At 44.2% G+C, this 26038-nt stretch carries 26 protein-coding genes; 3 read left to right on the top strand and 23 right to left on the bottom strand.

The annotated features are described in order from the left end of the window. Positions 1–58: 58 nt before the first annotated feature. The 6 genes from smc to yycF all read right to left on the bottom strand — a co-directional run bounded on the left by smc (position 59) and on the right by yycF (position 7953). Positions 59–3595 (bottom strand): chromosome segregation protein SMC, encoded by a 3537-nt coding sequence (smc, locus tag ACWPVL_RS07075; protein ID WP_454387882.1) that lies wholly within the window; start codon positions 3593–3595, stop codon positions 59–61. Further along, on the bottom strand, positions 3595–4284 hold the full coding sequence (rnc, locus tag ACWPVL_RS07070) for a ribonuclease III (protein WP_454387880.1): 690 nt from the start codon (positions 4282–4284) through the stop codon (positions 3595–3597). The genes smc and rnc overlap by 1 nt, the downstream gene beginning before the upstream one ends. Before the next feature lie 145 nt (positions 4285–4429). Continuing rightward, positions 4430–4789, bottom strand: coding sequence for a YbaN family protein (locus tag ACWPVL_RS07065; protein WP_125373727.1), 360 nt, complete (start codon positions 4787–4789; stop codon positions 4430–4432). A 312-nt stretch (positions 4790–5101) separates the two neighbouring features. Beyond that, entirely contained in the window at positions 5102–5902 is an 801-nt protein-coding gene (locus tag ACWPVL_RS07060) for an MBL fold metallo-hydrolase (RefSeq protein WP_037586201.1), read from the bottom strand. Continuing rightward, positions 5895–7259 (bottom strand): cell wall metabolism sensor histidine kinase VicK, encoded by a 1365-nt coding sequence (gene vicK, locus ACWPVL_RS07055; RefSeq protein ID WP_005589490.1) that lies wholly within the window; start codon positions 7257–7259, stop codon positions 5895–5897. Before vicK ends, ACWPVL_RS07060 begins: the two co-directional genes overlap by 8 nt. Continuing rightward, positions 7252–7953: a response regulator YycF gene (gene yycF, locus ACWPVL_RS07050; RefSeq protein ID WP_005589489.1), complete on the bottom strand. Its 702-nt coding sequence runs from the start codon at positions 7951–7953 to the stop codon at positions 7252–7254. Before yycF ends, vicK begins: the two co-directional genes overlap by 8 nt. A gap of 262 nt (positions 7954–8215) precedes the next feature. Between yycF and ACWPVL_RS07045 the strand changes: the two genes are divergently transcribed. Further along, positions 8216–9298 (top strand): M24 family metallopeptidase, encoded by a 1083-nt coding sequence (locus tag ACWPVL_RS07045; RefSeq protein WP_454387876.1) that lies wholly within the window; start codon positions 8216–8218, stop codon positions 9296–9298. Positions 9299–9361: 63 nt separating this feature from the next. On the opposite strand, the gene ACWPVL_RS07040 is transcribed toward ACWPVL_RS07045, so the two are convergent. The 6 genes from ACWPVL_RS07040 to ACWPVL_RS07015 all read right to left on the bottom strand — a co-directional run bounded on the left by ACWPVL_RS07040 (position 9362) and on the right by ACWPVL_RS07015 (position 15859). Next, positions 9362–9859 carry a methylated-DNA--[protein]-cysteine S-methyltransferase gene (locus ACWPVL_RS07040; RefSeq protein WP_454387874.1) on the bottom strand — a complete coding sequence of 166 codons (498 nt, stop codon included), beginning with the start codon at positions 9857–9859 and terminating at the stop codon, positions 9362–9364. Between the two features lie 35 nt (positions 9860–9894). After that, positions 9895–10752, bottom strand: a complete 858-nt coding sequence (locus tag ACWPVL_RS07035) for a VOC family protein (RefSeq protein ID WP_061910080.1) — start codon at positions 10750–10752, stop codon at positions 9895–9897. A 228-nt stretch (positions 10753–10980) separates the two neighbouring features. Further along, on the bottom strand, positions 10981–11430 hold the full coding sequence (locus ACWPVL_RS07030) for an Rrf2 family transcriptional regulator (RefSeq protein ID WP_048763305.1): 450 nt from the start codon (positions 11428–11430) through the stop codon (positions 10981–10983). A gap of 56 nt (positions 11431–11486) precedes the next feature. Beyond that, positions 11487–12335 (bottom strand): metallophosphoesterase family protein, encoded by an 849-nt coding sequence (locus ACWPVL_RS07025; RefSeq protein ID WP_454387872.1) that lies wholly within the window; start codon positions 12333–12335, stop codon positions 11487–11489. A 97-nt stretch (positions 12336–12432) separates the two neighbouring features. Continuing rightward, entirely contained in the window at positions 12433–15156 is a 2724-nt protein-coding gene (locus ACWPVL_RS07020; RefSeq protein ID WP_454387870.1) for an FtsX-like permease family protein, read from the bottom strand. Between the two features lies 1 nt (position 15157). After that, on the bottom strand, positions 15158–15859 hold the full coding sequence (locus tag ACWPVL_RS07015) for an ABC transporter ATP-binding protein (protein ID WP_048792072.1): 702 nt from the start codon (positions 15857–15859) through the stop codon (positions 15158–15160). 141 nt (positions 15860–16000) lie between these two features. On the opposite strand from ACWPVL_RS07015, the gene ACWPVL_RS07010 reads away from it, so the two are divergent. Next, the gene (locus ACWPVL_RS07010; protein ID WP_454387867.1) at positions 16001–16564 is read left to right on the top strand and encodes a TetR/AcrR family transcriptional regulator; all 564 of its coding nucleotides are present in this window, start codon (positions 16001–16003) and stop codon (positions 16562–16564) included. Between the two features lie 129 nt (positions 16565–16693). On the opposite strand, the gene ACWPVL_RS07005 is transcribed toward ACWPVL_RS07010, so the two are convergent. Further along, positions 16694–17623 (bottom strand): peptidase U32 family protein, encoded by a 930-nt coding sequence (locus tag ACWPVL_RS07005; protein ID WP_454387865.1) that lies wholly within the window; start codon positions 17621–17623, stop codon positions 16694–16696. Positions 17624–17752: 129 nt separating this feature from the next. Between ACWPVL_RS07005 and ACWPVL_RS07000 the strand changes: the two genes are divergently transcribed. Next, positions 17753–18043: a DUF3270 family protein gene (locus ACWPVL_RS07000; protein ID WP_454387863.1), complete on the top strand. Its 291-nt coding sequence runs from the start codon at positions 17753–17755 to the stop codon at positions 18041–18043. A gap of 50 nt (positions 18044–18093) precedes the next feature. Here ACWPVL_RS07000 and ACWPVL_RS06995 read toward each other — a convergent pair whose 3' ends face one another. From ACWPVL_RS06995 to ACWPVL_RS06950, 10 genes are all read right to left on the bottom strand, one after another. Further along, positions 18094–18936, bottom strand: a complete 843-nt coding sequence (locus tag ACWPVL_RS06995) for a C39 family peptidase (protein ID WP_454387861.1) — start codon at positions 18934–18936, stop codon at positions 18094–18096. Positions 18937–19015: 79 nt separating this feature from the next. Continuing rightward, positions 19016–19459, bottom strand: coding sequence for a YtxH domain-containing protein (locus ACWPVL_RS06990; RefSeq protein ID WP_061423198.1), 444 nt, complete (start codon positions 19457–19459; stop codon positions 19016–19018). 15 nt (positions 19460–19474) lie between these two features. Beyond that, a complete protein-coding gene (locus ACWPVL_RS06985) occupies positions 19475–19870 on the bottom strand; it encodes a DUF948 domain-containing protein (RefSeq protein ID WP_454387859.1) in 396 nt (131 codons plus the stop codon). A 12-nt stretch (positions 19871–19882) separates the two neighbouring features. Continuing rightward, positions 19883–20662, bottom strand: a complete 780-nt coding sequence (gene lgt / locus ACWPVL_RS06980) for a prolipoprotein diacylglyceryl transferase (RefSeq protein WP_061910101.1) — start codon at positions 20660–20662, stop codon at positions 19883–19885. Then, positions 20655–21590 (bottom strand): HPr(Ser) kinase/phosphatase, encoded by a 936-nt coding sequence (hprK, locus tag ACWPVL_RS06975; protein WP_015605214.1) that lies wholly within the window; start codon positions 21588–21590, stop codon positions 20655–20657. Before hprK ends, lgt begins: the two co-directional genes overlap by 8 nt. A gap of 143 nt (positions 21591–21733) precedes the next feature. After that, positions 21734–22225, bottom strand: coding sequence for an NUDIX hydrolase (locus ACWPVL_RS06970; RefSeq protein WP_454387856.1), 492 nt, complete (start codon positions 22223–22225; stop codon positions 21734–21736). 47 nt (positions 22226–22272) lie between these two features. Next, positions 22273–22707 (bottom strand): preprotein translocase, encoded by a 435-nt coding sequence (locus ACWPVL_RS06965; protein WP_454387854.1) that lies wholly within the window; start codon positions 22705–22707, stop codon positions 22273–22275. Positions 22708–22979: 272 nt separating this feature from the next. Further along, a complete protein-coding gene (locus tag ACWPVL_RS06960; RefSeq protein ID WP_454387852.1) occupies positions 22980–23252 on the bottom strand; it encodes a PspC domain-containing protein in 273 nt (90 codons plus the stop codon). A 103-nt stretch (positions 23253–23355) separates the two neighbouring features. Next, positions 23356–23805 (bottom strand): SprT family protein, encoded by a 450-nt coding sequence (locus ACWPVL_RS06955; protein WP_454387850.1) that lies wholly within the window; start codon positions 23803–23805, stop codon positions 23356–23358. After that, on the bottom strand, positions 23792–25924 hold the full coding sequence (locus ACWPVL_RS06950; protein WP_454387848.1) for a Tex family protein: 2133 nt from the start codon (positions 25922–25924) through the stop codon (positions 23792–23794). The genes ACWPVL_RS06955 and ACWPVL_RS06950 overlap by 14 nt, the downstream gene beginning before the upstream one ends. Positions 25925–26038 lie beyond the last annotated feature (114 nt).

The raw sequence follows: 26038 nt of genomic DNA, 5'->3' as shown, positions 1-26038 counted from the left end.
ATTCTATTGTATCAATTACCTTATTCCGATTTCTGTTGCTACTAATTTTATACTCATACTATAAACTTTCTAAATCTTTTAACTTGACCGACACAATCTTGGAAACTCCTGACTCCTGCATGGTTACTCCATAGATGGAATCTGCCGCAGACATGGTTCCCTTACGGTGGGTCACAACGATAAACTGGCTTTCTTTGTCAAAGCGATTGAGATAATCCCCAAAGCGCTTGACATTGGCCTCATCCAGAGCTGCCTCAACTTCATCCAAGATAACAAACGGAATGGTCTTGACGCGGATGATGGAGAAGAGAAGGGCTAAGGCTGACAGGGCTTTTTCTCCACCACTCATAAGATTGAGAGATTGGATTTTCTTGCCCGGAGGCTGAACCGAAATCTCTACCCCAGCTGTCAGCAGGTCGCCTTCTGTCAAGATCAGGTCAGCTGAACCGCCGCCAAACATCTGGCTAAAGGTCAGCTTGAAGCTTTCACGAATGGCTTCAAAGGTTGTTTGGAAACGTTCCTTGACTTCGTCATTCATCTCTTCAATGGTTTCCAAGAGAAGATTTTTGGCTGAGAGGACATCGTCCCGCTGACTTTTGAGGAAATTCAGTCGGTTGCTGACTTCTTCAAATTGTTCTACTGCTTCCAGATTGACCGGTCCCAAAGCACGAATAGCCTTTTCTAAGTCTTTGACTTGGGCTTCTGCAGCTGCAAGATTTTCCAAAGAACGCGCTCTTTGATCAGCCTCTTCAAAGCTGATCTGGTAATTATCCGTCAGATTAGTCAGCAGACGACGCAAGGCATCTGAAAATTTCTCTTTTTCAGCCTCTGCCTTGGCCTGACGGCGAATCAGACTTTCGTTTTGCTGACGGGCTTGATCTAAGTTCCCTAGAATATCCTCAGACTGGCCCTCTAAGTCGTCCAGCTCAAATTTGAGTCGGATGAGGATCTGATCTAAGTCTGTCTTTTTCTCTTGGGCAGTCTTGAGCTGCTCTTCCAAGACGGAAATATCCACCTTTTGACTGACAGCTTCTTCCTTTTGCTCTATCAAAAGTTGCAAAGTAGCGACTTCCTTGTCCAGAGCAGCCTTCTCCTCTAGCAAACGCGACAAATCATTCTTCTCAAAGCGCTGGCTAGAAGTCAGCTCCGTGCTCTTCAATTTCAGTTCTGACAAGTTAGCCGATAGCTGATCGAAGCGATCCTGAACAGCGTTTTTATTCGACTTGACTTGCTCGATTTCAGCAGTAATAGCTGTTTTTGCGGCCTCAATAGCCGACAACCGCTCTTCCATTTTTTTCTTTTCAGCCAGTCCTCCAGTCTCAGACTGACTAGCCAAGTCCTGCTCCTGCAGTTGCTCCAGCTGGCTGAGTTCTGCAACCCGTTCCGCAATCTGTTCGTAGGCCAGCTTGACCCTTTGCTCCGTCAAGCGAGCTTGCTCACCCTCAGACTTGATAGCTTCCAAGGCTTGCTTAGCCTCTGAGAGCTGAGATTGCAAGCTTTCGACTTGCCGCTCCTGAGCTTTCAGCTTCTGGGACTGCTGCTCCATTTCTCCAAGCAGGCTGTCCAGTTCAGGCTTGATAAAGATTGTGTTATTATTACGATTGGCTCCTCCGGCATAAGAACCGCCTGTTCGCAGTTCCGTGCCGTCCAGCGTTACAATTCTGACTTGGTAACGAACCTGACGGGCAGCTGCACGCGCATGCTCAATCGTATCAAAAATAGCGGTTGTTCCCAGCAGGTTTTGGAAAATATTGTCCAAACCTGGCTCATAGGTCACCAGCTCTGAAGCCAAACCTAGGAAGCCCAGGCTGGCCTCAATTCGAGATTGATTTTGCTCGGGGAGTTGACGAGTCTTAATGGTCGTCAGAGGCAGGAAAGTAGCCCGACCAGCCCGATTTTTCTTAAGAAAATCAATGGCTCTGGTCGCTGCAGCCTCATCCTCAACGATGATATGCTGGCTACTTGCCCCCAGCGCAATTTCCAAAGCAGTCTGGTAATGAGGATCGAAGCTCAATTTCTCGCTGACTGCACCGACAATACCACCCAGACGATCAGCCTCCTGCAGGACGCTTTTCACTCCTGCATAAAAATTGCTGTGATTTTTAAGGATGGCTTCTAAACTGGCTGCACGGGCTTTTTTATTTTTCAAATCATCCAGCAGGGCAAACATGCTGGTCTGCTCATTTTGATAAGCAGTCGCCAACTTCTCGACCTGCCCCTGCTGCTCCTGATACTGATCTAGCAAGGCTCTGAGAGCAGCCTGAGCCGCTTCCAATTCTGCCTGTCTAGCCGCTTCTTCTGCCCTACCAGCCTTTAAATCAGCCTGTAGTTTGCTAAACTCTGCCTGTTTGCTGGCAGCTTGACTACGCTCATTCTCCAGACGATTTTCTAGCGAGGTCAAATCGTTGGACAAATCCGCTTCTTCTTGCATGAGCTTGACGTAACGATCCCGCAGGTTTTCAATCAACTGGTCTGGGTCATCTGAAAAGTCCGCCAATTCTGCTTCCAACTGGCTCATGGCCTCTTGATTATCAGTCAACTGGCCTGCTAAATCAGCCAGATGAGCTTCCTTGGAGGAAATATCAGCTGTCAGCTGCTGGCTTTTTTCTCTCAATCCAGCCAAACGTTCTTCATTTTCCAAACGGCTGCTGGCCGCCTGACTAGATTCCAGCTTAGCTAGGTCTATCTGGCGCTCCAAATCACTGATCAAACGCGTCAACTCCAAAAGACTGGCCTGATCGTCAGACAGTTTTTGATTTACTTCCTGACGTTTGACCTTGACCTCTTGGTTTTCACGCTCCAACTCGTCCCGTTTCGTATAATAAGCCGCCAGTTCCTGCTTGATCGCCTCTAAATCAGCTTCTGCCGCCGTCAAATCACTTTTATTCGCCTTAATCTGAGCCACCAAGACATCTAGATAGAGTTCCTGACGCTCATGATCCAGTTCTAAAAAGCGCTTGGCTGTCTCAGCCTGCTTCTCCAGCGGCTTGACTTGACTATCCAGCTCGTAGATAATATCTTCCAAGCGATCCAGATTGTCTTGAGTCTGCGCTAGCTTGCTTTCTGTTTCCTTGCGACGAGTCTTATATTTGAGTACACCGGCTGCTTCCTCAAAGATAGCCCGGCGCTCTTCTGGTTTGCTGTTAAAGATTTCCTCGACCTTCCCTTGGGAAATGATGGAAAAGGAGTCTCGACCTAGCCCTGTATCCATGAAAAGATCATGAACATCGCGGAGACGGACCTTTTTGCCGTCAATCTTGTACTCGCTATCACCACTGCGGTAGATATGGCGCTCGACACGAATTTCCTTACCTGCTTGCTTGATAAACTGGTCCTGATTATCCAGAACCACAACAACCGAAGCATAGTTGAGGGGCTTGCGATTCTCCGTCCCTGCAAAAATGACATCGGGCATCTTACCGCCCCGCAGACTCTTAACACTCGACTCACCCAGAGCCCAGCGCAGGCTCTCTGTAATGTTGGACTTGCCTGAGCCATTGGGACCAACAACAGCAGTCACCCCTTGGTCAAAAACTACCTTGGTCTTATCTGCAAATGACTTGAAGCCTTGAATTTCAATTTCCTTTAAAAACATTAGTGACTTTCCTTTTCAAATGCATCCTTGGCAGCTTCCTGCTCAGCCAATTTTTTAGAACGGCCCTGTCCCTGACCCGCTTTCTGACCATTGATCAACACAGCCACAGCAAAGTTCTTAGCATGGGCTGGCCCTGTCTCATCTGTAACCTGATAGACAATCTCCACATCCCCATTAACCTGCAGGAGTTCCTGCAACTTGGTCTTATAGTCAGTCACCTGCTCAAAGTCACCCGCCTCCACCTTGGGAATCATGACTTGATAAATAAAGTCCTTGACAGTCTCCACATCCTTATCCAAAAGGAGGGCACCCAAAAAGGCCTCAAATAAGTCACCCAGAATAGTATCGCGATTGCGACCTCCTGACTTTTCCTCACCGCGCCCCAGCTTGATAAACTGGTCAAACTGACAGTCCCGTGCAAAGCCAGCCAAACTTTCCTCTCGGACAATCATGGAGCGTAGTTTTGACAAATCTCCTTCTGGTTTTTGGGGGTATTTTTTATATAAATACTCAGAAATAATCAGCTGCAGAACAGCGTCTCCTAAAAATTCCAGGCGTTCATTGTGTGAAATTTTTAAGAGGCGGTGCTCATTGGCATAGCTGGTGTGAGTAAAAGCGGTCTCTAGCAGACTACTGTCTTCAAACACCAGCCCAAACTGCTCCAGCAGTGCATCTTTTAATTGTTCCATAGTTTCTTTTTCATGCTAGGCCAAGGCAGAGCATGAATCCAATCCATCCTTTCTAAAATGACGTTCTTTGTGAACTATCTACCATTATACCAAAAAACAAGTGCCAACGCACTTGTTTACTTGTCTTCTTAGCGTAATTCCCGGTCTATTCCTTATCTGGGATGACCTTGAAAAGGTAATAGGTAATAAAGATTGTCAGGGCGAACAAGAAAATTTTCACCCAAATAATGGGCGCGAAGGTAATAGAAATTCCCATCAAGATATAGATGGACACGATAATCTTTTTCTTTCGCTCTTTGGCAATCGAACCCGTCTCCCGAAAATCTGCGACATAGATTTGATACATTTTGGTGTGATAAAGCCAATTCTCAATCCGCTTGGAGCTGCGTGAAAAGCAAGCGATGGACAAGAGAAGAAATGGTGTCGTCGGCAGGAGAGGAAGAAAAATCCCCAAAACTCCTAAAGCCAAAGATAGGCAGGCAATCACAAAATAAATCAGGCGCATTTGGTTTCCTCACGTACGTTTTCATGCTCATTCTTTAGCTTCCTTTCTAGTATAAAAAACAAGCTAAAAAATATAAAACTAGTTTCCCATAAAAAATAATTCTTGTCAATCCTAAAAAAGAGGCTGGGACAGAAGTCCTAGCCTCTCAATTGTCTTTGGATTGTCGAGCAAGACGCAGCGGTTGAGTGGGCTCTACTACGCTGATTTCATCAGCTTTTACAGCCCTACTCAACTGTGCGGAGGTGGGACGACGAAATCGAATTCTAACGAATTACCGATTTCTGTCCCACTCTCTTTCTGAGCGACTGATGATTAGATATTTACCAAAGGCGTTGCAGTATCAGGAGAAGTATCAAAGACTTGGAAATCATGCCCCACTGGCAAGTCAGCTTGAGCCAGTTGATTGACCATAGTCATATGAGCCAGCTCCTTGATATTATTTTCCTTGCTCAAATGCCCCAGATAGATGCGCTTGGTGCGATTGCCAAGTGTGCGAATCATGGTTTCCGCACCATCTTCATTGGATAAATGTCCCAAGTCAGATAGGATGCGCTGTTTCAGGCTCCACGGGTAGGCACCGCTCCGGAGAATCTCAATATCATGATTGCTCTCAATCAAATAAGCATCTGCATTCTCAATCACTCCAGCCATACGGTCACTGACATAGCCCGTATCCGTCAGCATAACAAAGCTCTTACCATCCTTCATGAAGCGATAAAACTGGGGAGCAGCTGCATCGTGGCTCACTCCAAAACTTTCGACATCTAAGTCGCCGAAGGTTTTCATCTTACCCATTTCAAAGATATGCTTCTGACTGGCATCCAGCTTGCCCAAGTCCTTTTCCATCGCTCGCCAGGTTGCTTCGTTGGCATAAATATCTAGATTGTATTTACGCGCCAAAACCCCCACACCATGGATGTGATCCTTGTGCTCATGGGTGACCAAAATAGCATCTAAATCTTCTGGTTTGCGGTCAATTTCGCTCAGAAGGCTCGTAATTTTTTTCCCTGATAGACCAGCATCGACAAGTAGGCGTTTTTGGTCTGTTTCCAGATAAAAGCAATTACCACTCGAGCCTGATGCTAGAATACTATATTGAAATCCCTTAGTCATGTTCACTTTCTACATTCTCTTCATTTTCCCAGTCATCTACACGGACAGCATCGTTATCATATGGAAGGACAATGGTAAAGGTAGAGCCTTTGCCATACTCACTCTTAGCCCAGATAAAGCCATGATGCTGCTTGATAATTTCTTTAGCAATAGCCAGACCCAAGCCCGTTCCTCCCTGGGCTCGACTACGGGCCTTATCCACCCGATAGAAACGATCAAAAATCTTTGGCAGATCCTGTTTGGGAATGCCCAGACCTTCATCTGAAATCGAGAGAATCAACTGAACATCTGTTGTTCTCACAGAAACCGTAATCGTCCCACCATCAGGTGAATACTTGATGGCATTGTTCATGATATTATCAATCACCTGGGTCATCTTATCCGTATCAATCTCTACCCAAATCGGCGTAATTGAATAATCCCTGATAATTTCATATTTTTTGGTCTCATCCTGATTTTTTATCTTATCAAAACGGTTGAGGATATAGGTGATAAAGGCTGTAAAATTGGTCAGCTCAACGTCCAGATGACTGGTATTATTATCAATCCGCGATAAGCTAAGCAAGTCCGTCACCATCCGCATCATCCGGTTTGTCTCGGTTAGTGAAACCTTGACAAATTCTGGTGCAACAGGCTCTGACAGAGCGCCATCATCCAAGGCTTCCAGATAGGATTTTACACTGGTTAGAGGCGTCCGCAATTCATGGCTAACATTGGAAACGAAAAGCCGACGCTCCCGTTCTTCCTTGTCCTGCTCCGTTGTATCATGCAGCACTGCTACCAGCCCTGATATAAAGCCTGACTCCCGTCTGATCAAGGCAAATCGAACCCGCAGGCTTACATATTCACCATTTTCATCTTGAGAATCAATGGTCAATTCTGGAACCTTGGTGATCAATTCGCGTAGATCGTACTCATCAGCAATATCCAGCAAATCTAAAATACTGGTATTAAGGACATCATCACGTTTAACACCCAACTGCTTGGTTGCCATGTCATTGATGGTAATAATCTGCCCTCGACGATTGGTCGCAAGCACCCCATCCGTCATATAAGACAAAATACTGGATAGACGCTTGGTTTCTTGCTCCAAATTTTCATGCGTCAGGCGGATGACTTCAGAGAGATCATTGATGGAATTGGTCATGTCCGTGATTTCAGGACTGCCCTGCATATCTAAAACTTCTGAATAATCTCCTGCAATCAATCCTTTGATCTTTTGGTTTAACTGCACCAGCTTTTGAGTATCTCGTCGATTTTCCAGTAGCAAAAGAGCCACGACGATGATAAAGCCGACAACAATCAGTGAAAAGACAAAGTCAGGAGAAAGTACGAATTCTTTTAGCGTTTCAATCATTATTTCTTATGTAATAACCGACACCGCGGCGAGTCAGGATATACTCCGGACGGCTTGGAGTATCTTCGATTTTTTCGCGCAGACGGCGAATGGTTACATCGACTGTCCGCACATCTCCAAAGTAATCATAGCCCCAGACCGTTTCCAGCAAGTGCTCACGCGTCATGACTTGACCAACATGAGTCGCCAAATGGTGCAAGAGCTCAAATTCACGATGGGTTAATTCCAATTCTTTCCCATGTTTTTTCACCACAAAAGCATCTGGAAGAATCTGCAAATCCCCAATAAACAGTTCCTTTGGACTGCTCTCATCTACATGACTATCTGGGATTAGTTCAGAACGGCGCAGCAAGGCCTTGACCCGAGCCAGCAATTCACGATTTGAAAAGGGCTTGGTCACATAGTCATCTGCTCCGATTTCCAGACCGATTACCTTATCAAATTCGCTATCTTTGGCCGAAAGTACAATAATCGGCACATTGCTGGTCTTACGGATGGTCCGAGCAACATCCAGTCCGTCCACTTCTGGCAACATCAAATCCAGAATCAAGATATCCGGTTGCTCTGCTTCAAACATTTCTAGAGCTTCCTTACCATCAAAGGCTGTCAGTACTTCATAGCCTTCCTTAGCCATATTAAACTTTATAATGTCCGAGATTGGTTTCTCGTCATCTACAACTAATATTTTTTTCATTTTTTACCTTCATATCTATACAATTTTTAAGCTTAGACATCTATTATTTTTGTATCTGTCCTACCGCTCCATAAGCACTATTATATCAAATTTTCCTTAAAAAATACTATTTTCGCACACTATATTCCAACATTCTTATAGAAATTTCAACTCAACTATCTTTCTCCCAAAAATCTCAGTCAAGGAGGAGGAATCCTCACTAAAATCCTTGATTTTTTTCACTTTTTCTGCAAAAATAGAGGCATAGAAAGAAGGTTGAACTATGACAAAAATCAATCAAATCATCACTTATCTTGAAAATGAAAAGCAGGATGTGGCTGTTATCTCCGATCCTGTAACCATTCATTACCTAACAGGCTTTTACAGCGATCCTCATGAACGCCAAATGTTCCTATTCGTCTACACTGACCATGAGCCACTCCTTTTCGTACCAGCATTGGAAGTTGAGCGTGCTTCTTCCACCGTAGACTTTCAAGTTGTAGGCTATGTCGATTCTGAAAACCCTTGGGAAAAGATCAAGGCTTCCCTACCATCTCAAACCTTCAAGCAAGTAGCGGTCGAGTTTGACAATCTAATTCTAACTAAGTACCACGGCCTGCGCACTGTTTTTAATGGGGCTGAATTTGTCAATCTGACCCCTTACATTAACCGCTTGCGCTTGATCAAGTCGGCTGATGAAATCCAGAAAATGCTAGTAGCCGGCCAATATGCTGACAAGGCTGTCAATATCGGTTTTGACAATATTTCACTAGAAAATACTGAAACAGACATCATCGCTCAAATCGACTTCGCCATCAAGCGCGAAGGCTACGAAATGAGCTTTGAAACTATGGTGCTGACAGGCAATAACGCAGCCAATCCGCACGGCATTCCCGGAGCCAATAAAATCGAAAACAACGCCCTTCTTCTCTTTGACCTTGGCTGCATGGTCAATGGCTATGCCAGTGATATGACACGGACCGTCGCTGTCGGCCAGCCAGATCAGTTCAAAAAGGATATCTACTATCTGACTCTGGAAGCCCAACAAGCTGCACTTGATTTTATCAGACCAGGCGTCACAGCTCATGAAGTAGACCGCGCTGCCCGTGAAGTCATCGAAAAAGCTGGTTATGGCGAATACTTTAACCACCGCCTTGGCCACGGTATTGGCATGGATGTTCACGAATTTCCATCCATCATGGAGGGCAACGACATGGTCATCGAAGAAGGCATGTGCTTCTCTGTCGAGCCCGGCATTTACATCCCTGGCAAGGTCGGCGTCCGCATCGAGGACTGCGGCTATGTTACCAAGAATGGTTTTGAACTCTTCACCGAGACTAGCAAGGACTTGCTGTATTTTGATTAAGAAACTAGAAAAGCACCGAACGGTGCTTTTTTAGTTTATCAATAATTTAAAACAGTTAGCCTCTCAACTCTCCCCCGCCTCTAGTTTCAACAGGAAGGCTTTTTTATCAAGACCGCCGGCATAGCCGGTCAGCTTGCCGTCGCTTCCGACAATCCGGTGACAGGGAATCAGTAGTGAAATAGGATTATGGCCGATGGCACCACCGACTGTTCTAGCCGAGCCAATCTTCCCATACTCAGCCTGCAATTCCCGCAAAATATCTGAATAAGTAGCCGTTTGCCCATAGGGAACCTTCTGCAATACTGTCAGAACCTTGCTTCTGAACTCAGTTACTTGAGGTGCCAATGGAATTTCATCTATTGCGGGATTTTCCCCCTTAAAATAAGCGTCGAGCCAAGCAGAGACGCGTCGGCTGACTTCTGTCTCCCCCTGTTGCGCTTGCTCCAGATCATAGCCTGCCCCAAAATATTTCTGATTCTCCAGCCAAAGCCCCAACAAGGCATTTGCGTCTGTCAAGATGAGAATCCGGCCAATCGGCGATGTATAATAAGTCTTGTACATATTTTTTCTTTCTTTTAGCTTCTTGATAAGCCTTATTATACCACTCTTGTCTTAACTTTTGCCACAATCCCATCTGGGTCTGTGACTTCTAGCTCTTGGGAGCTAATCCATCGGACTGGCGCCTGCAAGTCCAGAGCATTTTCATAAATAGCTACTAGGTCTTCTTTTCCTTCTACTTGCGCCTCAAAATAGGCTAGTCCTAGTTGCTTAGGTTGGCGATGATTCAAGTGAGAACCACCCCATTCATTAACCGCTAAATGATGATGATAGTTTCCGGATGCCAGCCAGCTAGCAGAAGGTACAGAAAATTTGTCCTCCAAGCCTAGAAGCTTTTGGTAAAAATGACTGGCTGCTCTGCTATTTGTCACAGATAGGTGGACATGGCCCATACGAGTGCCTGCAGCAATACTAAAGGGTTGGACTTCCTGACCTAATTCATAGATTTCTTGAGCCGCAAGTGCTTCCGTCACTCCGATAATGCGGCCATCTTCTCGAATATCCCAATCAGCCTGAGGTTTGTCCCGATAAAGCTCAATGCCATTGCCTTCTGGATCCTCCAGATAAATGGCTTCACTATAACCATGGTCCGCCCCTCCAACCATAGGAACTTTATTTTCGGATAAATGCTTCAGGATATCTGCTAAAGCTTGACGGCTGGGAAGCAAAAGCGCCAGATGATAAAGACCGTAAGCCGACTTAACTGACTGCCGGTCACTGGTCGCTAAAAGCCGCACCAACACTTGTTCGTCCCTGCCCAAAGCCACCTGTCCGTCCTGCTCTTCCAAAAGTTCCAGCCCTAAAACGCGCTGATAAAAATCCTTTTGTCTTGCTAAATCGGCCACATAAAGTGCCACCTCTCCTAGATAAATCTTGCTTTGATATTCAAAAGTCATGTTTTTTCTCCTCTCTTTAATTTTAAAGTTCAGCAGTTCGTCTGCTCCATCTTTTTTTATTTCTCCAAAACAGAAATACGTTTCTTGATGTGGTTTTCCACATCTCCATTTGCTCCGAAAGATTATTCAGATTGTAATTGTTTTTATTACATCTATTAGTATAGCAGGTTTTAATGTAATGTCAACAATTACATCTTGCAAAATTCTTAACAAAAAACAATCTGCTCACTAGGAAACAGATTGTTCTTTAATTTCTTTTTCGGTTGCTGCGACGACTTCGTCAAGGCTGGTCTGAGCCAATTCAGCTTCCATGGCTGCTTGAATAGCTGCCAAGCGGTCATCTAAGACATTGTGAATGTTCTTACCGATAGGACAGTCTGGATTGGGCTTGTCATGAAAGCTAAAGAGCTGGCCGCTCTTGCCAAGACATTCAACCGCACTATAGACGTCCAACAGACTAATATCTTTCAAATCTTTGGCAATCTCTGCTCCGCCAGTCCCACGAGCAACTGTAATCATCCCGGCATTCTTGAGCTGGGACAGGGTCTTGCGAATAATAACTGGATTGACACCGACACTGCCAGCAAGGATATCACTTGTCAGTTTTCGTTTTTTTCCCTCCAAAGCCAGGACAATCAGCATATGAGTGGCAATGGTGAAACGACTAGAAATCTGCATCTCTTCTCCTCCCTCATCATTTTCTCTCACTATTATATCCCAAAAAGGGTGTAACTTCAAGAGTTACGACTAGACTTTAAGAAAGCTGCAATCTCATCTGCATAGCCTTCCCGCTCACTGATTTCCCGCAGCAGGTCGTGGTTATGGGTATGGTGGATACCATTGACCAAACTCTCCCGATAAATCTCATAGTAAGGCAAGTGGAGCTCCCGAGCCAATCGTAGCTCCTGCTCCACATCGTAAGCCACACGACGCATATCAATATTTTTCAGACCAGTCTCATCTATCTCTAAAATGGCATACTGGGCTCGCAAGTCCTGACGCAAAGTCGAATCTAGAAAGAATGGCTGACCAATAGAGCCGGGATTGATAATCAACTGCCCCTTAGTCCCGTAGCGGAGAAACTGCTGGTGAATATGACCATAAACAGCGACAGCGCAGTCGTTTCCCTCAAAAAGTCGGTCGAAATCGCTCTGCTCGCCAATATGAATCAGCTCCCGTCCCCAATTCTTATCGGGCAGATGGTGGCTGACCGCAATCTTCAATCCCTCTACTTCTGTCAAGACCTGCAGAGGAAGTTCTTGCATGCGGTCAATCTCTTCAGGACGGATTTCCTCTAGGACAAAATGGCAGAGCCGGGTCAGGTAGAGATGGCTGGGACGATCCAAATCCAGCTTTTGGTGCAGGGCATGCCAGAGACTGTCTTCCCAATTTCCTCTGACCTGAAGGCTGATGGACAGCTGCTCCATCCTATCTAAGATATTTCTGCGACCGGTTCCTGGCAGGAGCAAGTCTCCCAAAAACCAATAGTCTGTCACCTGCTGGCTTTCCGCATCCGCCAGTACTGCTTCCAAAGCTGTGCTATTCCCATGCACATCGGATAATAAGGCAATTTTTCGTGTCATCGTATGTCTTTCTCTTTCTTTACAAGGAATATTATATCAAAGTTCAAAAAAACTTCCACCCATCAAGTGAGCGAAAGCTTTGAAATGTTTTTATAAATTAATCAACAGATTTGAGTGCTTCCAGCATATCCACCCGTCTGAGGCGGTAGTTGACAAAGAAGCCAAGCAAGGTCAGAATAAGAGTCACTGCCGTTAGAGGAAGCAGATAGACTGAAGGGCTTACTTGAGGGTTTAAGCTGATAATGCTAGGCGCAACCTTCTCAATCAAAAAACGATGCAGGAGGAAACCGCCTAGAAGCCCAACTGCCATCCCAATCACTGAAAGAATAATGGTCTCTCGATAGATATAAAGAGTCACTTCCTTATTATGAAAGCCCAAAACCTTGATGGTAGATAGCTCGCGAATCCGCTCAGCTACATTGATATTGGTCAGATTGTAGAGAATGACGACTGCTAAAAGAATGGAAATCAGCACTAAAATCATCATCGTATTATTAAGAGAATTAGCTAAAACATTGAACTGCTTCACCATGCTTGCATTTTGGGAAACACTCTTGACAGACTTGAGGCTCATGAATTCATTGGCCTTATCGACAATATTTTTGCTGGAAGAGTCCTTGAGTCGCACTAGATAAGCATTTTTCTCAGGCTTTTTCCCGTAAATTTTCTGGTAGTCAGTCGCCTTCATAAAGGCAAAATGGCCAAAATGATTCTCATTGACTGCTGCGATCTTGACAGGCTTGCCACCCAGCTCTATACTGCCACCGGAGCTAACTCCAGCTATGCGGGCTAATTTATCCGAAACAACCACACCGTCCTTGAGAGTCAGCTTTTGCTGGTTGTCAGGACTTTCCATAGAAATAAAAGGTTCAAAATTTTCTTTGTCTGTAACCATTAAAGTGACTGACTCTGTCTCTTTTTTTCCTTTGTATTTCTCCGTCAAGGTTTCACTGTGGATCTCCTGATAATCAGTAATCGAGCCATCTGCCAACATCTTTTTCAGCTTGTCTTGCTCAGCTTGATTTTCTCCAGGATTGGCAGCGACAATCAAGTCGTATCGCAGAATCTCCTCAAACTGACGTTTGGGAATACCACCAATAGAAGACTGAAGTCCTAGGCCGGCAAAGAGCAGGGCAACCGAACCCGCCACACCAAAGATAGTCATAAACATCCGCTGCTTATAGCGAAAGATATTGCGAGCTGTGACCTTCTGAGTAAAGCTAAGACGTCGCCAGATAAAGGGCAGTCTTTCCAAGAAAATCTTGGAGCCCTTGACCGGTGGCTTGGGCAAAAGTAAGTGAGCTGCTTCCTCTATCAGCTCCCGTCTCGCCACCAAATAGGCAGGGAGAACGCTGGAAAGAAGGGAAAGCCCAAGGGCCAGTAAACTATAGGAAGCATAAAAATATACATGCGGGGCAGAAAGCACCATCCCTCTGGTAATAATAGAAGAAATCACCCCCGACAAGAAATAATGTCCCAGCAGAATCCCCATGAGGGTACCTAGACTCCCCGCCACCAAACCGTAAAGAGCAAACTTGCGAATGATATCGCGGCTATGATAGCCTAGAGCTTTGAAGACGCCTGCATTTGTTCGCTCCTCATCGACAAAGCGAGTCATGGTGGTAAAGGTCACCATAGCTGCCACCAAATAGAGCACCACCGGGAAGATATTACCAATCGACGCAATACTATTCATGGAGTTTTTATACATATGATAGCCATTCCCACCTGGCAGGGACTTGCGGTCATAACTATGATAGGCCGGCTCTTTCAAACGACTCAGGTCTGCCTTAGCGTCAGCTAGCTTTTCCTTGCTAGCCGATAAGTCTTTCTCTGCCTGTGCTAACTCTGCTTTTTTCTGATTGAGCTGGGACTCAGCTTCCTGAATCTGTTGCTGGCTCTGGCTGAGCTGTGCAGGAGGGAGGATAGAAGCGGCTTGGGCTGCTTCTAGCTGGGGTTTTTGCTGGTCCAGCTGATTCTGAGCCTGCTCTAATTGTTTTTTCCCTTGGGCCAGTTCGCTCTCAGCCTGAGCAATCTTATCTTGCCCCTTCTGAATGGTGCTTTTGGCATCTGCCTTTAATCGCTTAAAGCGAGCCGCTCCGTTATCTTCCAGGCTCTTGTCCAAAGCAGTCTGGTGCTGCTCCAAATGCTCCTGATAACTTTCAGAGAAGGGAGCCAGCTTTTCTAAATCATGATAGCGCAGGCGGGCAATACTGTAAACATCTGTATCAAAGGTCTTGGGGCTGACTACAGCATAGGCAGATAAAGCCCCGCTGCCACTAGTCGCATTGCCCAGATTTCTATCAGACCAGAGCTCTGCCGAGTTGACAAATCCCACGATCTTATAGGTCTTGTTTTTCAGAACTGACCGACTGCCTGCTTTCTCGGTCAGATCAATCTCCTGACCGAGTTTATATTTCTTGGACCAAAAGCTAGCCAGAGCAATTTCTTGCTCTTTCTTGGGAAGACGACCGGAGGTCACTTGAAAGTTTGAAATATCCTTGGTATCTGAGAATACTCGGAGAGCCTCTTCGTCTACGGTGACATCTGTCAGATAGCCAAATTCGATATCCGCTCCTTTGATATCTGCCAGCTCTTTCTGATCCTCCGCATCCAATCCATAATCCGCCATAACGGCCAAGTCCATGGTTCGCTGCTCTTTCAAGTAATCTGTTGCTGCTCTGCGCATATTGGGTGGAGCGACCTTGAGTCCCACGAGAGCTAAAGAGCCTAGCATCATAAGGATTAAAATAGATAGGAAACGGCCTTTAGAGCTAGTGAAGGAGCGCAGAATATCTTTCCAATAAATCTTTCTCTTCATATCAATACTCCAATGTACTTATATCCTGTGGTTGATCATTGACTGTGATACTCTTGACTCTCGCGTCGTGCATGCGGATAACCCGATCAGCAATGGGAGCCAAGGCAGCATTGTGGGTCACGATAATCACCGTTGCCCCTTGATTGCGGGACATATCCTGTAAGATTTGCAGCACTTGCTTACCAGTATTGTAGTCCAGAGCCCCTGTCGGCTCATCGCAGAGCAAAATCTTGGGATTTTTGGCCACCGCCCGAGCGATAGACACTCGCTGCTGCTCCCCGCCTGATAGCTGGGCTGGAAAATTATTGAGGCGATTTTCCAATCCCACTGCGGTCAGAGCCGCTACTGGATCTTGAGCATCCTTGACAATTTCAGAAGCCAATTCAACATTTTCCTTGGCCGTCAGGTTGGGCACCAAATTGTAAAACTGAAAGACGAAACCCACATCATTACGACGATAGTCTGTCAGCTGATGGGAATTGTAGTCAGCAATATTCTGGCCGTCTATCAGAATGTCTCCCTCATCATTGGTATCCATACCTCCGAGGATATTGAGAACCGTAGACTTGCCTGCACCAGAGGCACCTAGGATAATGACCAGTTCCCCCTTTTCAATCTCAAAAGAAATATCATGATTGGCAACAATCTCCGTGTCACCTACCTGATAACGTTTAAAACTATGTTTCATTTCAATGTAAGCCATATCGTCTCTCTCCTTTTCAAAGCTCGTTTCCTTAAATCAACAAAGTGTTGATTCTAAATCACAGATATTATATAATGAGCTTAGACAAAAAGCAATAATCAAAAATCAACAAAGTGTTGATTTAAGCAAAAAGGAAGAAAAATGGTCCAAAAACGGAAAACTAGTACCAAGGAAGACATCAAAGAAGCCTTGATTCAGCTACTGTCAGAGGAAAGGTTTGATACTATCTCCATCAGCAAGCTCTGCAAACGAGCAGGGATTAATCGCGGCACCTTCTACCTCCACTACCAAGATAAGTATCAGATGATTGATAGCCTCAAAAGCGACATCATTTCTCAACTTTATAGTTATAGTCTTTTTGAAGAAGAAGGCGAATATTCCAAACAGTTCATGATAGCCAAATTTCATATACTGCGTGCTAATGAACGTCTAATCAATGCCCTGACCAGAAGCCATTATATTGACTTTCGCGGAGCTATTCGAGAGTTCATAACCAGTATCATTCTGAGTGATAAGCAAGAAGCTGCTACCCAGCGTTTTCTAGAGGAGAACTTTCATATCCCACAGAAATACGCCTTGGAAATCTTCCTATCCAGTGTTGAGGGGATTATTTCTCTTTGGATAGCCGGTGGAGCTCAGGAAGAGCCTGAAGAAATTACTCAAATGATCCTAGCTACCTACAATTATGATTATTGGAAATCATGACCAGCGCTCCATTTTTATAGCTGAAAACTCAAAAAGGCGCAGAGTAATCTGTGCCTTTTCTTAAAACATTTCTGGTGAGCAAATGGCTTTTTAAGGATGCCCACTTAGATAAAGGCAACAAAATCTGTCCTATTTCACCATGTCTGGATCGTAATCATAAAATCCTGTATCGAGGAAACGATTCTTCGGATGCAATTTGTGAAGCAGCTCATCTAGCAAGAAAGCTTGGTCATGGCTAAATTCACCTTTTTCAATCAGATCTCTTGCCTGAACAAAGAGCTTAGCAATCTCAACAAAATTCTGACCAGGAGTATAGAGACCTTCCAACTTCCAATGAGTAAATCCGTGGTCAACCAATTCTGTTAACTTGGTCATCAAGTCCAAGTCATTATTGGCAAAAATGTGAGTCCCATGCTTGTCCTCAAAGATTGAATAATGGCTCTGAGGATCGCTCGGTTCCGCAAGAAAGAGATCTCTCTCTCTTGATTTCGCATCATCGATGTGTGTAAAGTTATAATAATTTTGCAAAAGTGGACGTTTAGAGTGGTGGATAACGCTCGCACCATAAACTAAGACTTCTGCTGGAATCTCAAGAATTTCTGGCATTTTAAAGAGTTCTGCCGATGGAATTTCTCGCGCCAAAACAGCTTCCGATACCCCAGCATTCTTGCCCCAAAAATTAATCTGACGGCTACTAGTAACCATAGTTGAAGCATCATAAATCGTTTTCAACTTATAACCATCCCGCTGCAAGACGTAGAATACACCTGCATCCCCAACAGTGATATAGTCCACTTCAATCTCCTGAAGAAAATCCAAATAAGGCTTGATCTGGTCCATCATGTCCTGATGCATCAAAGCATTGACGGCAACGGTCATTTCTTTTCCTGCCTGATGAACCAGCTGAGATATACGATTTAATTCGTCGTAAGTGAAATTATGCGGTAAACGAAGACCGTATTTTTCCTCACCGACATAAATACGACCTACTCCTGCTTCCAATAAGGCTTGAACTTGTTCTATACTTTCAGCTGTTGCTGTTATGATTATCTTTTTCATGTCATTATTATACCAAAAAAATAGGATTTATGATTTCTTAATTCGATTTTATTCGTTTTGTAACTATCTTGTAATATATCTAATCATAGAAACATGATAGAATGATAAGGTACTACTAGGAGAGAGACAATGGCTGTAAGAGATTTTAAACAGTTTGAATCAGCGCCCCTGCATGATTCGACAGAACAAACTAAGGAAATATCCTATCAAGAATACCTGCCCCAAGCAGAATCAGCATCACAATTACGTGAGCTATTTTTCTTTATAAATATCGCTTTATTCTGTATTTTAACAGTCTTTTTTAGCTTTATCTTCTTATCTGCAAAGATAAGTACCTTCCTATCCTTTACACTTGCTGTAGTCCTGAGTCTCATGGTTATTCAAGGATACCGCACTGTTCGGAGAAAGAAACACCGTTAATTCACGAATTAAATCAAACGAGATCAAGAGATCTTGTTTTTTTCTTTTCTTTACCAAGCGTAATTTGGCTCCTGACAAGCACACATAGCTGCCAATAATTCTTCTGGAGTCACCTTTTTCAGCCCTCCATAGACTGGATCCTGAACGGTGTAGGACGGATCAATGTAATAAACTGCAAGGATTTCACCGCCGTCTGCTGATAATTCATAGCCCGTACCCACAACATTGTGTTCACCCTTGTGCCCTGGGTAGATGGAGGCATTATCAATCGTATAGTAGAGCGGATAGCCATCATCAATATTCTTGCGCAGGCGCTCCTTAAAGAGTCGCATATCTTCAGAATGCAGGGCGCTACTAGTCACTGTAGCAAGATGATAACCCGCTTGACCTGCCGGCACTTCCGCATAACCAAATAAATATTGATTTAAAACACGGATTGCATTGACATTATGGGTGCCGAAAGTCTCATCGGTGCCCATCGCTCGTGCCAATTCTTCCTGACTAGCCTGAACGCCCCTGTAAGCTAGAATCATACTGACAGAGGTCGGTGCACAAGTATTCCAAGCTCGCTGGATCTGCATAGGAACTTCCAGGCGTTTTCGGATTGGAGAAGGCGTTTCTTTACTAGAAGGCTGTGTCTCCTCCTCTCTGACCTTTTCACCGGTCTGACTAGAGCTTTCCGACTCCGCAGAAGTCGAACTCTGACTAGGGCTAGATTGATTTGCACTAGATTGACTACTGCTAGTTGTTTTCGAGTGGGCTTGACTCGTGCTCGAAGCCTTAGAAGAAGAGTCAGAGCTTCCAGACTGAGGGGACTCTGAAGCTTTCTGCCGAGAACAAGCGAGTAAGCAGCAGCCCAGACCTAGCAAGGCAAGTACTTTTAAATCTTTCATACCAACACCCCCTTTTATTTATATGATAACGCTTTCTTTTCTGAAAATCAAGATAGGCTAGCAAATGCTAGCCTAATTTTTATTTTTCAAGTTCTTCTGTTTCTAAATCAATGATGATTTCTTCTGAAGGGGCTTTTTCTCCTTCTTCCACCACGATATCAGAAATTTCTTCTTCAAGAATTTCCTCTTCTTTTTCAAACTTTTCTTTGATTTCTTGGAATTTGTCCTGTGAATAGTCTACTACTGACTTGGTCGTATCCTTAACAGACTCCAATACCGTTTCTGCTGTGATTTCACCATTTTCAACCTTTTCCTTGGTTTGGTTGATGGCCTTGACAGCTTGATCTGAAAAGTCCTTTACTGATTGGACAACGGCTTCGTGAGTCTTATCTGGATCTTCACGATAATCAACAACAAAGTCTTGAACTTTTTCAGTGATTTCTTTGCCTTTTTTACTAGTTAGAAAGTACGCTGCAGCTGCACCAGACACAGCACCTAATAAAAGTGATGAAATTTTTCCCATAGTAAACCTACTTTCTTATTTTTTGAATAATTTTGTAAACAAACGAAGGGCCGTTAGACCTGCTGTTGTTTTGGCTGTCGTGCTTCCTGCTGCGACTGCTTTCTTTCCTAAAACACGCGCCTGATCATTTAAATCAGATACTGATTCGGATAGGTCTGCCACCGCATTGAAAAGCGGATCAATCGTTGCTACTTTGTGGTTGATATCATCTGTCAACACATTGACTTTGGCAATCAAATCATTGGTTTGATGCAGGGTGACATTGACATCAGAAGTCAATACTTTGATCGTATTTTCGGTCTCATCCAGCATTTTTGCAGCCTTATCACCGAGAGTTTTGACGGTGAGGGTCATGTAAACTAGAAAGACAATCAAAGCGACAGCAACTAAAGTATAAGCAATTTCAAGCATAATATTCTCCTCTCATTCTTGATAATAGGGGGCTTGTTTTTTTCTTTGGTAAATCATAATGCCGATGCCGAGTAAAATCAGAGCTGCAGACAGCCACTGAGATACACGCACACCCAAGAACATGAGACTGTCGGTCCGCATACCCTCGATAATCATCCGGCCAAAACCGTACCAAATCAGGTAAAAGGCTGCCAATTCTCCCTGACGGAAGAATTTAGGGCGGCGTCGTAAAATCAGCAGTAGGGCAAAGCCAAGTAAATTCCAAAGGGATTCGTACAAAAAGGTTGGCTGGCGATAAGCACCATCTATGTACATATTGTTGCGGATGAAGGACGGCAGATAATTAAGATTTTTGACCACCGCTCCATAGGCTTCTTGGTTAAAGAAATTGCCCCAACGGCCAATGCTTTGAGCAATCAAGACGCTAGGCGCTGCAATATCCAAGAAATCAACAGGATTGATCAGCCTTCTCTGTGAAAAGAAATAGAGGACAAGGGCACCGGTGATCAAACCACCGTAAATGGCTAAACCACCATTCCAAATCTGAAAAATCTCAATCAGAGAGTGCTTGCCATAATAAGACCATTCAAAAATCACATAGTAGAGCCGCGCTCCAAGGATGGCCAATGGAAAGGCAATCAGAATGAAATCAAGAATATCATCTGGAATCATCTTTTTGCGTGGCGCTTCCTTCATAGCTAAGTAAACGGCTAAAATCAAGCCAGTAACAATGCAGATGGCATACCAACGAATACTAAAGGGACCGACTGAAAAAGCTACTGGATCAAGCATCTTTCACCTCATTCTGACTAATCAGATTAGTCAGTCGTTCTTCAAAAATCTTAGTGGCATCAAAGCCCATTTCCTTAGCCCGATAGTTCATGGCTGCGGCTTCGATCACCACAGAGATATTGCGTCCTGTCTTAACTGGGATGCGGATCCGAGGAATTCTGACACCAGAAACTTCCAGTTCTTCTGCATTATTGCCCAGACGGTCAAAGGTCTTATTGGTATCATAATTTTCCAGATAGACGGCAATCTGTACCTGTGAAGAATCCTTGACCGCACTAGCTCCGTAAAGACTCATTACATCGATAATACCGACACCACGAATTTCCAAGAGATGACGAAGAATCTCAGCAGGCTCTCCCCAGAGAGTCATTTCATCCTTGGCAAAGATATCAACCCGGTCATCCGCCACTAACCGATGGCCACGCTTGACTAACTCAAGACCAGTTTCACTTTTACCAATACCACTGTCCCCTTGAATTAGCACTCCCATTCCGTAGATGTCCATCAATACGCCATGAACACTGGTTCTGACCGCCAAACGTGAATCAAGGAAACTAGAAATTTCCCCTGATAGACGGCTGGTTGACGTGCGGCTGGTGAGAATCGCGATTTGCTTTTCTTCAGCTGCTCGCCGCATTTCTTCAGGAATCTCCAAATTGCGCGCCACAATGACAACTGGCGTTTCTGGCTGAAACATTTTCAGAAGGACTTGATGACGGTTGTGGGACGTCATCTTCATCAGATAAGACCACTCCTTCATCCCAATCAGCTGAATCCGTTCTGGCGTATAGTAGTCAAAATAACCGGTCATTTCAAGGCCCGGCCGCGAAATATCCGATGTCGAAATCTCCTTTTCTAAGAGGTCATCACTGCCGTAAACGATGCGTAAACGGACTTTTTCAATCAAATCTTTGACCTTTACAGACATTCCCTGCTCCCTTCAAATTTATCTTTCTCTATTATAGCAAATTTTTACCCTAAAAGAGTTTTTAAGATTGGAAATTAAGCAGGATTTTTCCCTAGATGCTTGTAAAAATATATGCCAGCCAGCAAAAAGGCCAGTAAAAATAACTAGCCAATCCATTTTTTAAGAATTCTTTTTTGATTTTGAAAGCAAGGATGGCTCTCGATAAAGGCTGGTATTTCTCTTAGAGGCAACCAGACATGGGCATCAGTTTCGCCTACCTGATAGCGGACTTGACTCTTATCCCCAGACACCACCGCTTCATAGAAATCAAAGTGGCACTGGTCTTCGACAGAGCACACCTGCTCTAACAGTCTGATACTGTCGGGAACCAGGCCTGTTTCTTCTTCCAATTCACGCAAGGCGGCTGTCTGACTATCCTCTCCTGCCAATACACTACCTCCCGCTCCAAACTCATAGTAGCCAGGATAGAGACTTTTATTTGCTGACCGCCGCATAAAGAGAATATCGCCATCCTGATGGCGAACCAAGATATTGACACAGAGATGAAACTGCCCTTCAGGAATCTTTTCTCCTCGAACCAGGAGATGGGGGAGCTGTTTTCGATTCGAGTCATAAGCATTCCAAACTTCTGTCATATTTCCTCCTTGGATAAATAAGTCATTTCAAGTAGAATTTGCAATATTTAATCTACTTCACCTTCATAAATAGCTTTCTTCTTATAGTTGTAAAAATTAAGTAAATGAGCCAGAGAGTAAACGATTGTATTTGAAACTAACATACCAAAAATAGAAAATAGGCTGTTAGGAAGAGAGCTTATAATTCTTTGGAAACCTCCAATAAAACCCCAAAATATGAGAGTCAGAACTGGCAGAAATAAGATAGACAAAAGTCCTACTAAAAGCTTTGAACTTTGCACTGGAGATAAGACCTTAAGGAAAAAGAAGAAATTCCATAGACCAAAGGGAAAAGCTGCTGTACCAATGATTATAACAATCAAACTATTATACCCTCCTACTAATATAGCAGCTGTAAAAACAAGGAACATATGTAGGATCAAACTAATAATTAAATAGAGGAAAAATTTCAAAATATATAATGGTAAAGAAAATTGTTTCATTTAAATCTCTTTCTAATCTTTAAAGCGACCAGTTGAACCAGCCTTTTCTATTTTTTTGGATATATGAAGCTAGGCAAATCTCAAGTCTATGTAGCATAAACTATATAAAATAACTACGAATACCGTCCTTCAAAATAACAATCTGGGATAGGAACACTTAAAGTATCGATTTGAATGTTAGAAGCCTGATGGAAAATATCTCCTGGAACTTCTATCTTTCTTCTACATCCAGCAAAAATTCGGGCATACTCCCGAATTTTATATTTGTTATTTTACCAAAACCAGCCGTCATCGTCATTGATTGGCTCGGCATCTTTCATTTTACGAGGGCCGGTTCCATACATTTCCGCTTCCACGTCTTCCTTATAAGGCATCACGACAGCCAGCAAAATATAAATCAAAATGCCTAAGCCAAAATTGGAAACTGTAAAGATGATGAATAAAAAGCGTAACAAGCCAAGATCAAAGTTAAATTTATCGGCCAGTCCCGACAAAACCCCAGAAATTACTCGGTTTCTTCTTAATTTATAAAACTTAGTTTTCATGATGATGACCTCAACTCTCATTCTTTCCTTCATTTTATCATAGCGGGAGAACAAAAAAATCAGCCCGAAGGCTGATTCTGCATCTATTCGTTTTTTGGTTCGCTTAGCTTCCGTTTATCTCCTCTTTTAGGAAGGACAGTTTTCCTCTACAACGACCGCAACGATATTTTTGAAGATTGACTCTGCGTCTACGACGGATAAGTGTTCCGCAGCTTAAGCATTCATAAATGAGAAAGGTTTGCGAGTTTGACAAGGATGGAGCATAGCGCAGACCGTCAACTTGCTTAAGGAGGTCTTTAAAATCTCTATCTCCATGGCGGTAGCCCTTGCCCTGATAATAGAGATGATAGTGGACTAGCTCATGACGGACAATTTTTCGAAAAGTTTCAAGCCCAAAAGTTTCATAAATTTTCGGATTGAAATCTAGATGTCCGTCTTTGGGAAAGAAGCGTCCGCCAGTCGTACGAAGTTGCTTGTTCCAATAAGCTTGATGGTGGAATTCCCAGCCAAAATCTTCCAACGAAACTTGCTTAACGTAGTTAGTTAGGTTCATTTGGCGCTATCAGAGAGAGATTGACTTTCTCCCGCTCCACATCTAGCTTATCCACCCAGACAGTAACCAAATCGCCAACAGACAGGACTTGGCTTGGGTGTTTGATAAAGTTTTTACTTATTTTAGAAATATGGATAAGACCGTCTTCGTGGATACCGATATCCACAAAGGCTCCGAAATCGACGACATTACGTACAACGCCCTCCAGCTTTTGACCGATGCGCAGGTCCTTGATATCCAAGACATCCTGCCGCAGAACTGGCGCGTCAAAGGAATCACGTAAATCCCGGCCAGGCTTGAGCAAATCGGCAATAATATCTTTGAGGGTTTCTTCTCCCAAGCCCAGCTCTGCAGCCAAACTAGCAACCTGAACAGCTTTTAATTTGGCTTGGGCTTCCTCGTCCAAACTGCTGATTCCCAGACGCTTAAAGAGCTCCTCCACCGCCTTATAAGACTCTGGGTGAACGCCCGTATTGTCCAGCAGATTATCACTTTCAGGAATTCGCAGGAAGCCTGCTGCCTGTTCAAAGGCTTTTGCACCCAGACGCGGCACTTTCTTGATGGCCTCGCGAGACCGAATCAAACCTTCTGTTTCCCGATACTTGACAATATTTTCTGAAATAGTCTTATTGAGACCAGCTACATGGGCCAGCAGGGCAGGACTGGCGGTGTTGATATTGACTCCGACTTGGTTAACCACGGTATCCACGACAAAGTCCAGACTTTCAGACAGTTTTTTCTGGCTGACATCATGCTGGTACTGACCAACTCCGATAGACTTAGGATCAATCTTGACCAATTCTGCCAAAGGATCCTGCAGACGGCGGGCAATGGAAATAGCTGAGCGCTTTTCAACGGTCAAATCTGGAAACTCATGTCGAGCCAGTTCACTAGCAGAGTAGACAGATGCTCCGCTCTCATTGACGATAACATAGCTGACATTTGGATGAGATTTCAAAACTTCTGCTACAAAGGCTTCGCTTTCTCGGCTGGCTGTTCCATTTCCGATGGCAATGATTTCCACGCCAAACCGCTCAATCAGCTCTGATAACTCCTTCTTAGAAGCTTCAATCTGAGCTGGCTTTGCTGGTGGAACGGGATAAATAACATGAGTCGTCAGCATCTTGCCTGTCGCATCCACAACAGCCAGCTTAGCTCCTGTCCGAAAGGCTGGGTCAAAGCCCAGTACTACACGACCTTTGAGAGGGGCAATCAGGAGGAGATTGCGGAGGTTCTCTGAGAAGAGCTGAATCGCTCCATCTTCAGCCACCTCAGTCAGCTCAGTCCGAATACGACGCTCCATGGCTGGAATGATTTTCTTTTTGACCGCTTGCTGGATAGCTTCGATAATATAGGTATTTTTCACCTTGAAACGCACTTCAAAGAAGCGCAGGATTTTCTCAAGATTGTGCTCAAAACCAACCTTGAGAATACCTAGCTTCTCACCACGGTTAAGGGCCAGTGTTCGGTAGCCTTGCATAGTCGCAACTTTTTCAGAAAAATCATAATAAATCTGGAAGACCTGCTTTTCATCCAAGTCGCCGTCTTTGAGACTGGATACGATAGAAGAATTGGACTGCATTTCATGGTAGGTCCAAGCCCGCAGCTTAGTATCTTCATAAATCGCCTCGGTCAGAATATCCACCGCTCCAGCTAGAGCAGCTTCTGCTGTTGGAAAGGCTTCACTAGTCAGTTTCTCAGCTTCTTCCTTCAGATTAGCCGCATCTTGTAAGATTAAGCGGGCCAAAGGAAAGAGACCTGCTTCACGCGCAATGGTAGCCTTGGTACGGCGTTTCTCCTTATAAGGCAGATAAAGTTCTTCCACATCAGCCAGCTTTTCAGCAGCCTCAATCTCAGAGCGCAGCGCATCCGTTAGTTTGCCCTGCTCTTCAATTTTAGCTAAGACCGTTGCTTTACGCTCTGCCAAAGCAGTCATGCTTTTATCTAAGTCAATGATTGCCTTAATCTCGACCTCATCCAGATTTCCCGTCATTTCCTTACGGTAACGAGCAATAAAAGGAATGGTATTCCCTTCAGCGGTCAGTTCTAAGACCTGTGATACTTGGCTTTCTTTAAGGCCCAATTGCTGGGCAATTTTTTCAATATTTAAATTTTCCATAACGCTTCTATTATATCATAATATGAAGCTGAAAAATCTATAAAGACTAGTTTAATCCATCTTTTTCTTGTTAAGATGAGTCCACTGTCTCTAATCCATCATGGCTGAAAATAT

This window comes from Streptococcus sp. Marseille-Q8145 (assembly GCF_965112035.1).
The sequence above is the reverse complement of the archived record's forward strand: the minus strand, read 5'-3'. Positions and strand labels throughout refer to the sequence as shown.

What these genes read in the sequence shown, in the direction of transcription:
- ACWPVL_RS07005 (WP_454387865.1), bottom strand. Translation starts at nt 17,623, where the DNA reads ATGAAAAAGATAATCATAACAGCAACAGCTGAAAGTATAGAACAAGTT.
- hprK (WP_015605214.1), bottom strand. Translation starts at nt 21,590, where the DNA reads ATGTCTGTAAAGGTCAAAGATTTGATTGAAAAAGTCCGTTTACGCATC.
- lgt (WP_061910101.1), bottom strand. Translation starts at nt 20,662, where the DNA reads ATGCTTGATCCAGTAGCTTTTTCAGTCGGTCCCTTTAGTATTCGTTGG.
- ACWPVL_RS06970 (WP_454387856.1), bottom strand. Translation starts at nt 22,225, where the DNA reads ATGACAGAAGTTTGGAATGCTTATGACTCGAATCGAAAACAGCTCCCC.
- ACWPVL_RS06950 (WP_454387848.1), bottom strand. Translation starts at nt 25,924, where the DNA reads ATGGAAAATTTAAATATTGAAAAAATTGCCCAGCAATTGGGCCTTAAA.
- ACWPVL_RS06995 (WP_454387861.1), bottom strand. Translation starts at nt 18,936, where the DNA reads ATGAAAGATTTAAAAGTACTTGCCTTGCTAGGTCTGGGCTGCTGCTTA.
- ACWPVL_RS07020 (WP_454387870.1), bottom strand. Translation starts at nt 15,156, where the DNA reads ATGAAGAGAAAGATTTATTGGAAAGATATTCTGCGCTCCTTCACTAGC.
- ACWPVL_RS07065 (WP_125373727.1), bottom strand. Translation starts at nt 4,789, where the DNA reads ATGCGCCTGATTTATTTTGTGATTGCCTGCCTATCTTTGGCTTTAGGA.
- ACWPVL_RS06990 (WP_061423198.1), bottom strand. Translation starts at nt 19,459, where the DNA reads ATGGGAAAAATTTCATCACTTTTATTAGGTGCTGTGTCTGGTGCAGCT.
- ACWPVL_RS06960 (WP_454387852.1), bottom strand. Translation starts at nt 23,252, where the DNA reads ATGAAAACTAAGTTTTATAAATTAAGAAGAAACCGAGTAATTTCTGGG.
- ACWPVL_RS07045 (WP_454387876.1), top strand. Translation starts at nt 8,216, where the DNA reads ATGACAAAAATCAATCAAATCATCACTTATCTTGAAAATGAAAAGCAG.
- ACWPVL_RS07035 (WP_061910080.1), bottom strand. Translation starts at nt 10,752, where the DNA reads ATGACTTTTGAATATCAAAGCAAGATTTATCTAGGAGAGGTGGCACTT.
- ACWPVL_RS07060 (WP_037586201.1), bottom strand. Translation starts at nt 5,902, where the DNA reads ATGACTAAGGGATTTCAATATAGTATTCTAGCATCAGGCTCGAGTGGT.
- vicK (WP_005589490.1), bottom strand. Translation starts at nt 7,259, where the DNA reads ATGATTGAAACGCTAAAAGAATTCGTACTTTCTCCTGACTTTGTCTTT.
- yycF (WP_005589489.1), bottom strand. Translation starts at nt 7,953, where the DNA reads ATGAAAAAAATATTAGTTGTAGATGACGAGAAACCAATCTCGGACATT.
- ACWPVL_RS07015 (WP_048792072.1), bottom strand. Translation starts at nt 15,859, where the DNA reads ATGGCTTACATTGAAATGAAACATAGTTTTAAACGTTATCAGGTAGGT.
- ACWPVL_RS07040 (WP_454387874.1), bottom strand. Translation starts at nt 9,859, where the DNA reads ATGTACAAGACTTATTATACATCGCCGATTGGCCGGATTCTCATCTTG.
- ACWPVL_RS07025 (WP_454387872.1), bottom strand. Translation starts at nt 12,335, where the DNA reads ATGACACGAAAAATTGCCTTATTATCCGATGTGCATGGGAATAGCACA.
- ACWPVL_RS07000 (WP_454387863.1), top strand. Translation starts at nt 17,753, where the DNA reads ATGGCTGTAAGAGATTTTAAACAGTTTGAATCAGCGCCCCTGCATGAT.
- rnc (WP_454387880.1), bottom strand. Translation starts at nt 4,284, where the DNA reads ATGGAACAATTAAAAGATGCACTGCTGGAGCAGTTTGGGCTGGTGTTT.
- ACWPVL_RS06955 (WP_454387850.1), bottom strand. Translation starts at nt 23,805, where the DNA reads ATGAACCTAACTAACTACGTTAAGCAAGTTTCGTTGGAAGATTTTGGC.
- smc (WP_454387882.1), bottom strand. Translation starts at nt 3,595, where the DNA reads ATGTTTTTAAAGGAAATTGAAATTCAAGGCTTCAAGTCATTTGCAGAT.
- ACWPVL_RS07030 (WP_048763305.1), bottom strand. Translation starts at nt 11,430, where the DNA reads ATGCAGATTTCTAGTCGTTTCACCATTGCCACTCATATGCTGATTGTC.
- ACWPVL_RS06985 (WP_454387859.1), bottom strand. Translation starts at nt 19,870, where the DNA reads ATGCTTGAAATTGCTTATACTTTAGTTGCTGTCGCTTTGATTGTCTTT.
- ACWPVL_RS07010 (WP_454387867.1), top strand. Translation starts at nt 16,001, where the DNA reads ATGGTCCAAAAACGGAAAACTAGTACCAAGGAAGACATCAAAGAAGCC.
- ACWPVL_RS06965 (WP_454387854.1), bottom strand. Translation starts at nt 22,707, where the DNA reads ATGAAACAATTTTCTTTACCATTATATATTTTGAAATTTTTCCTCTAT.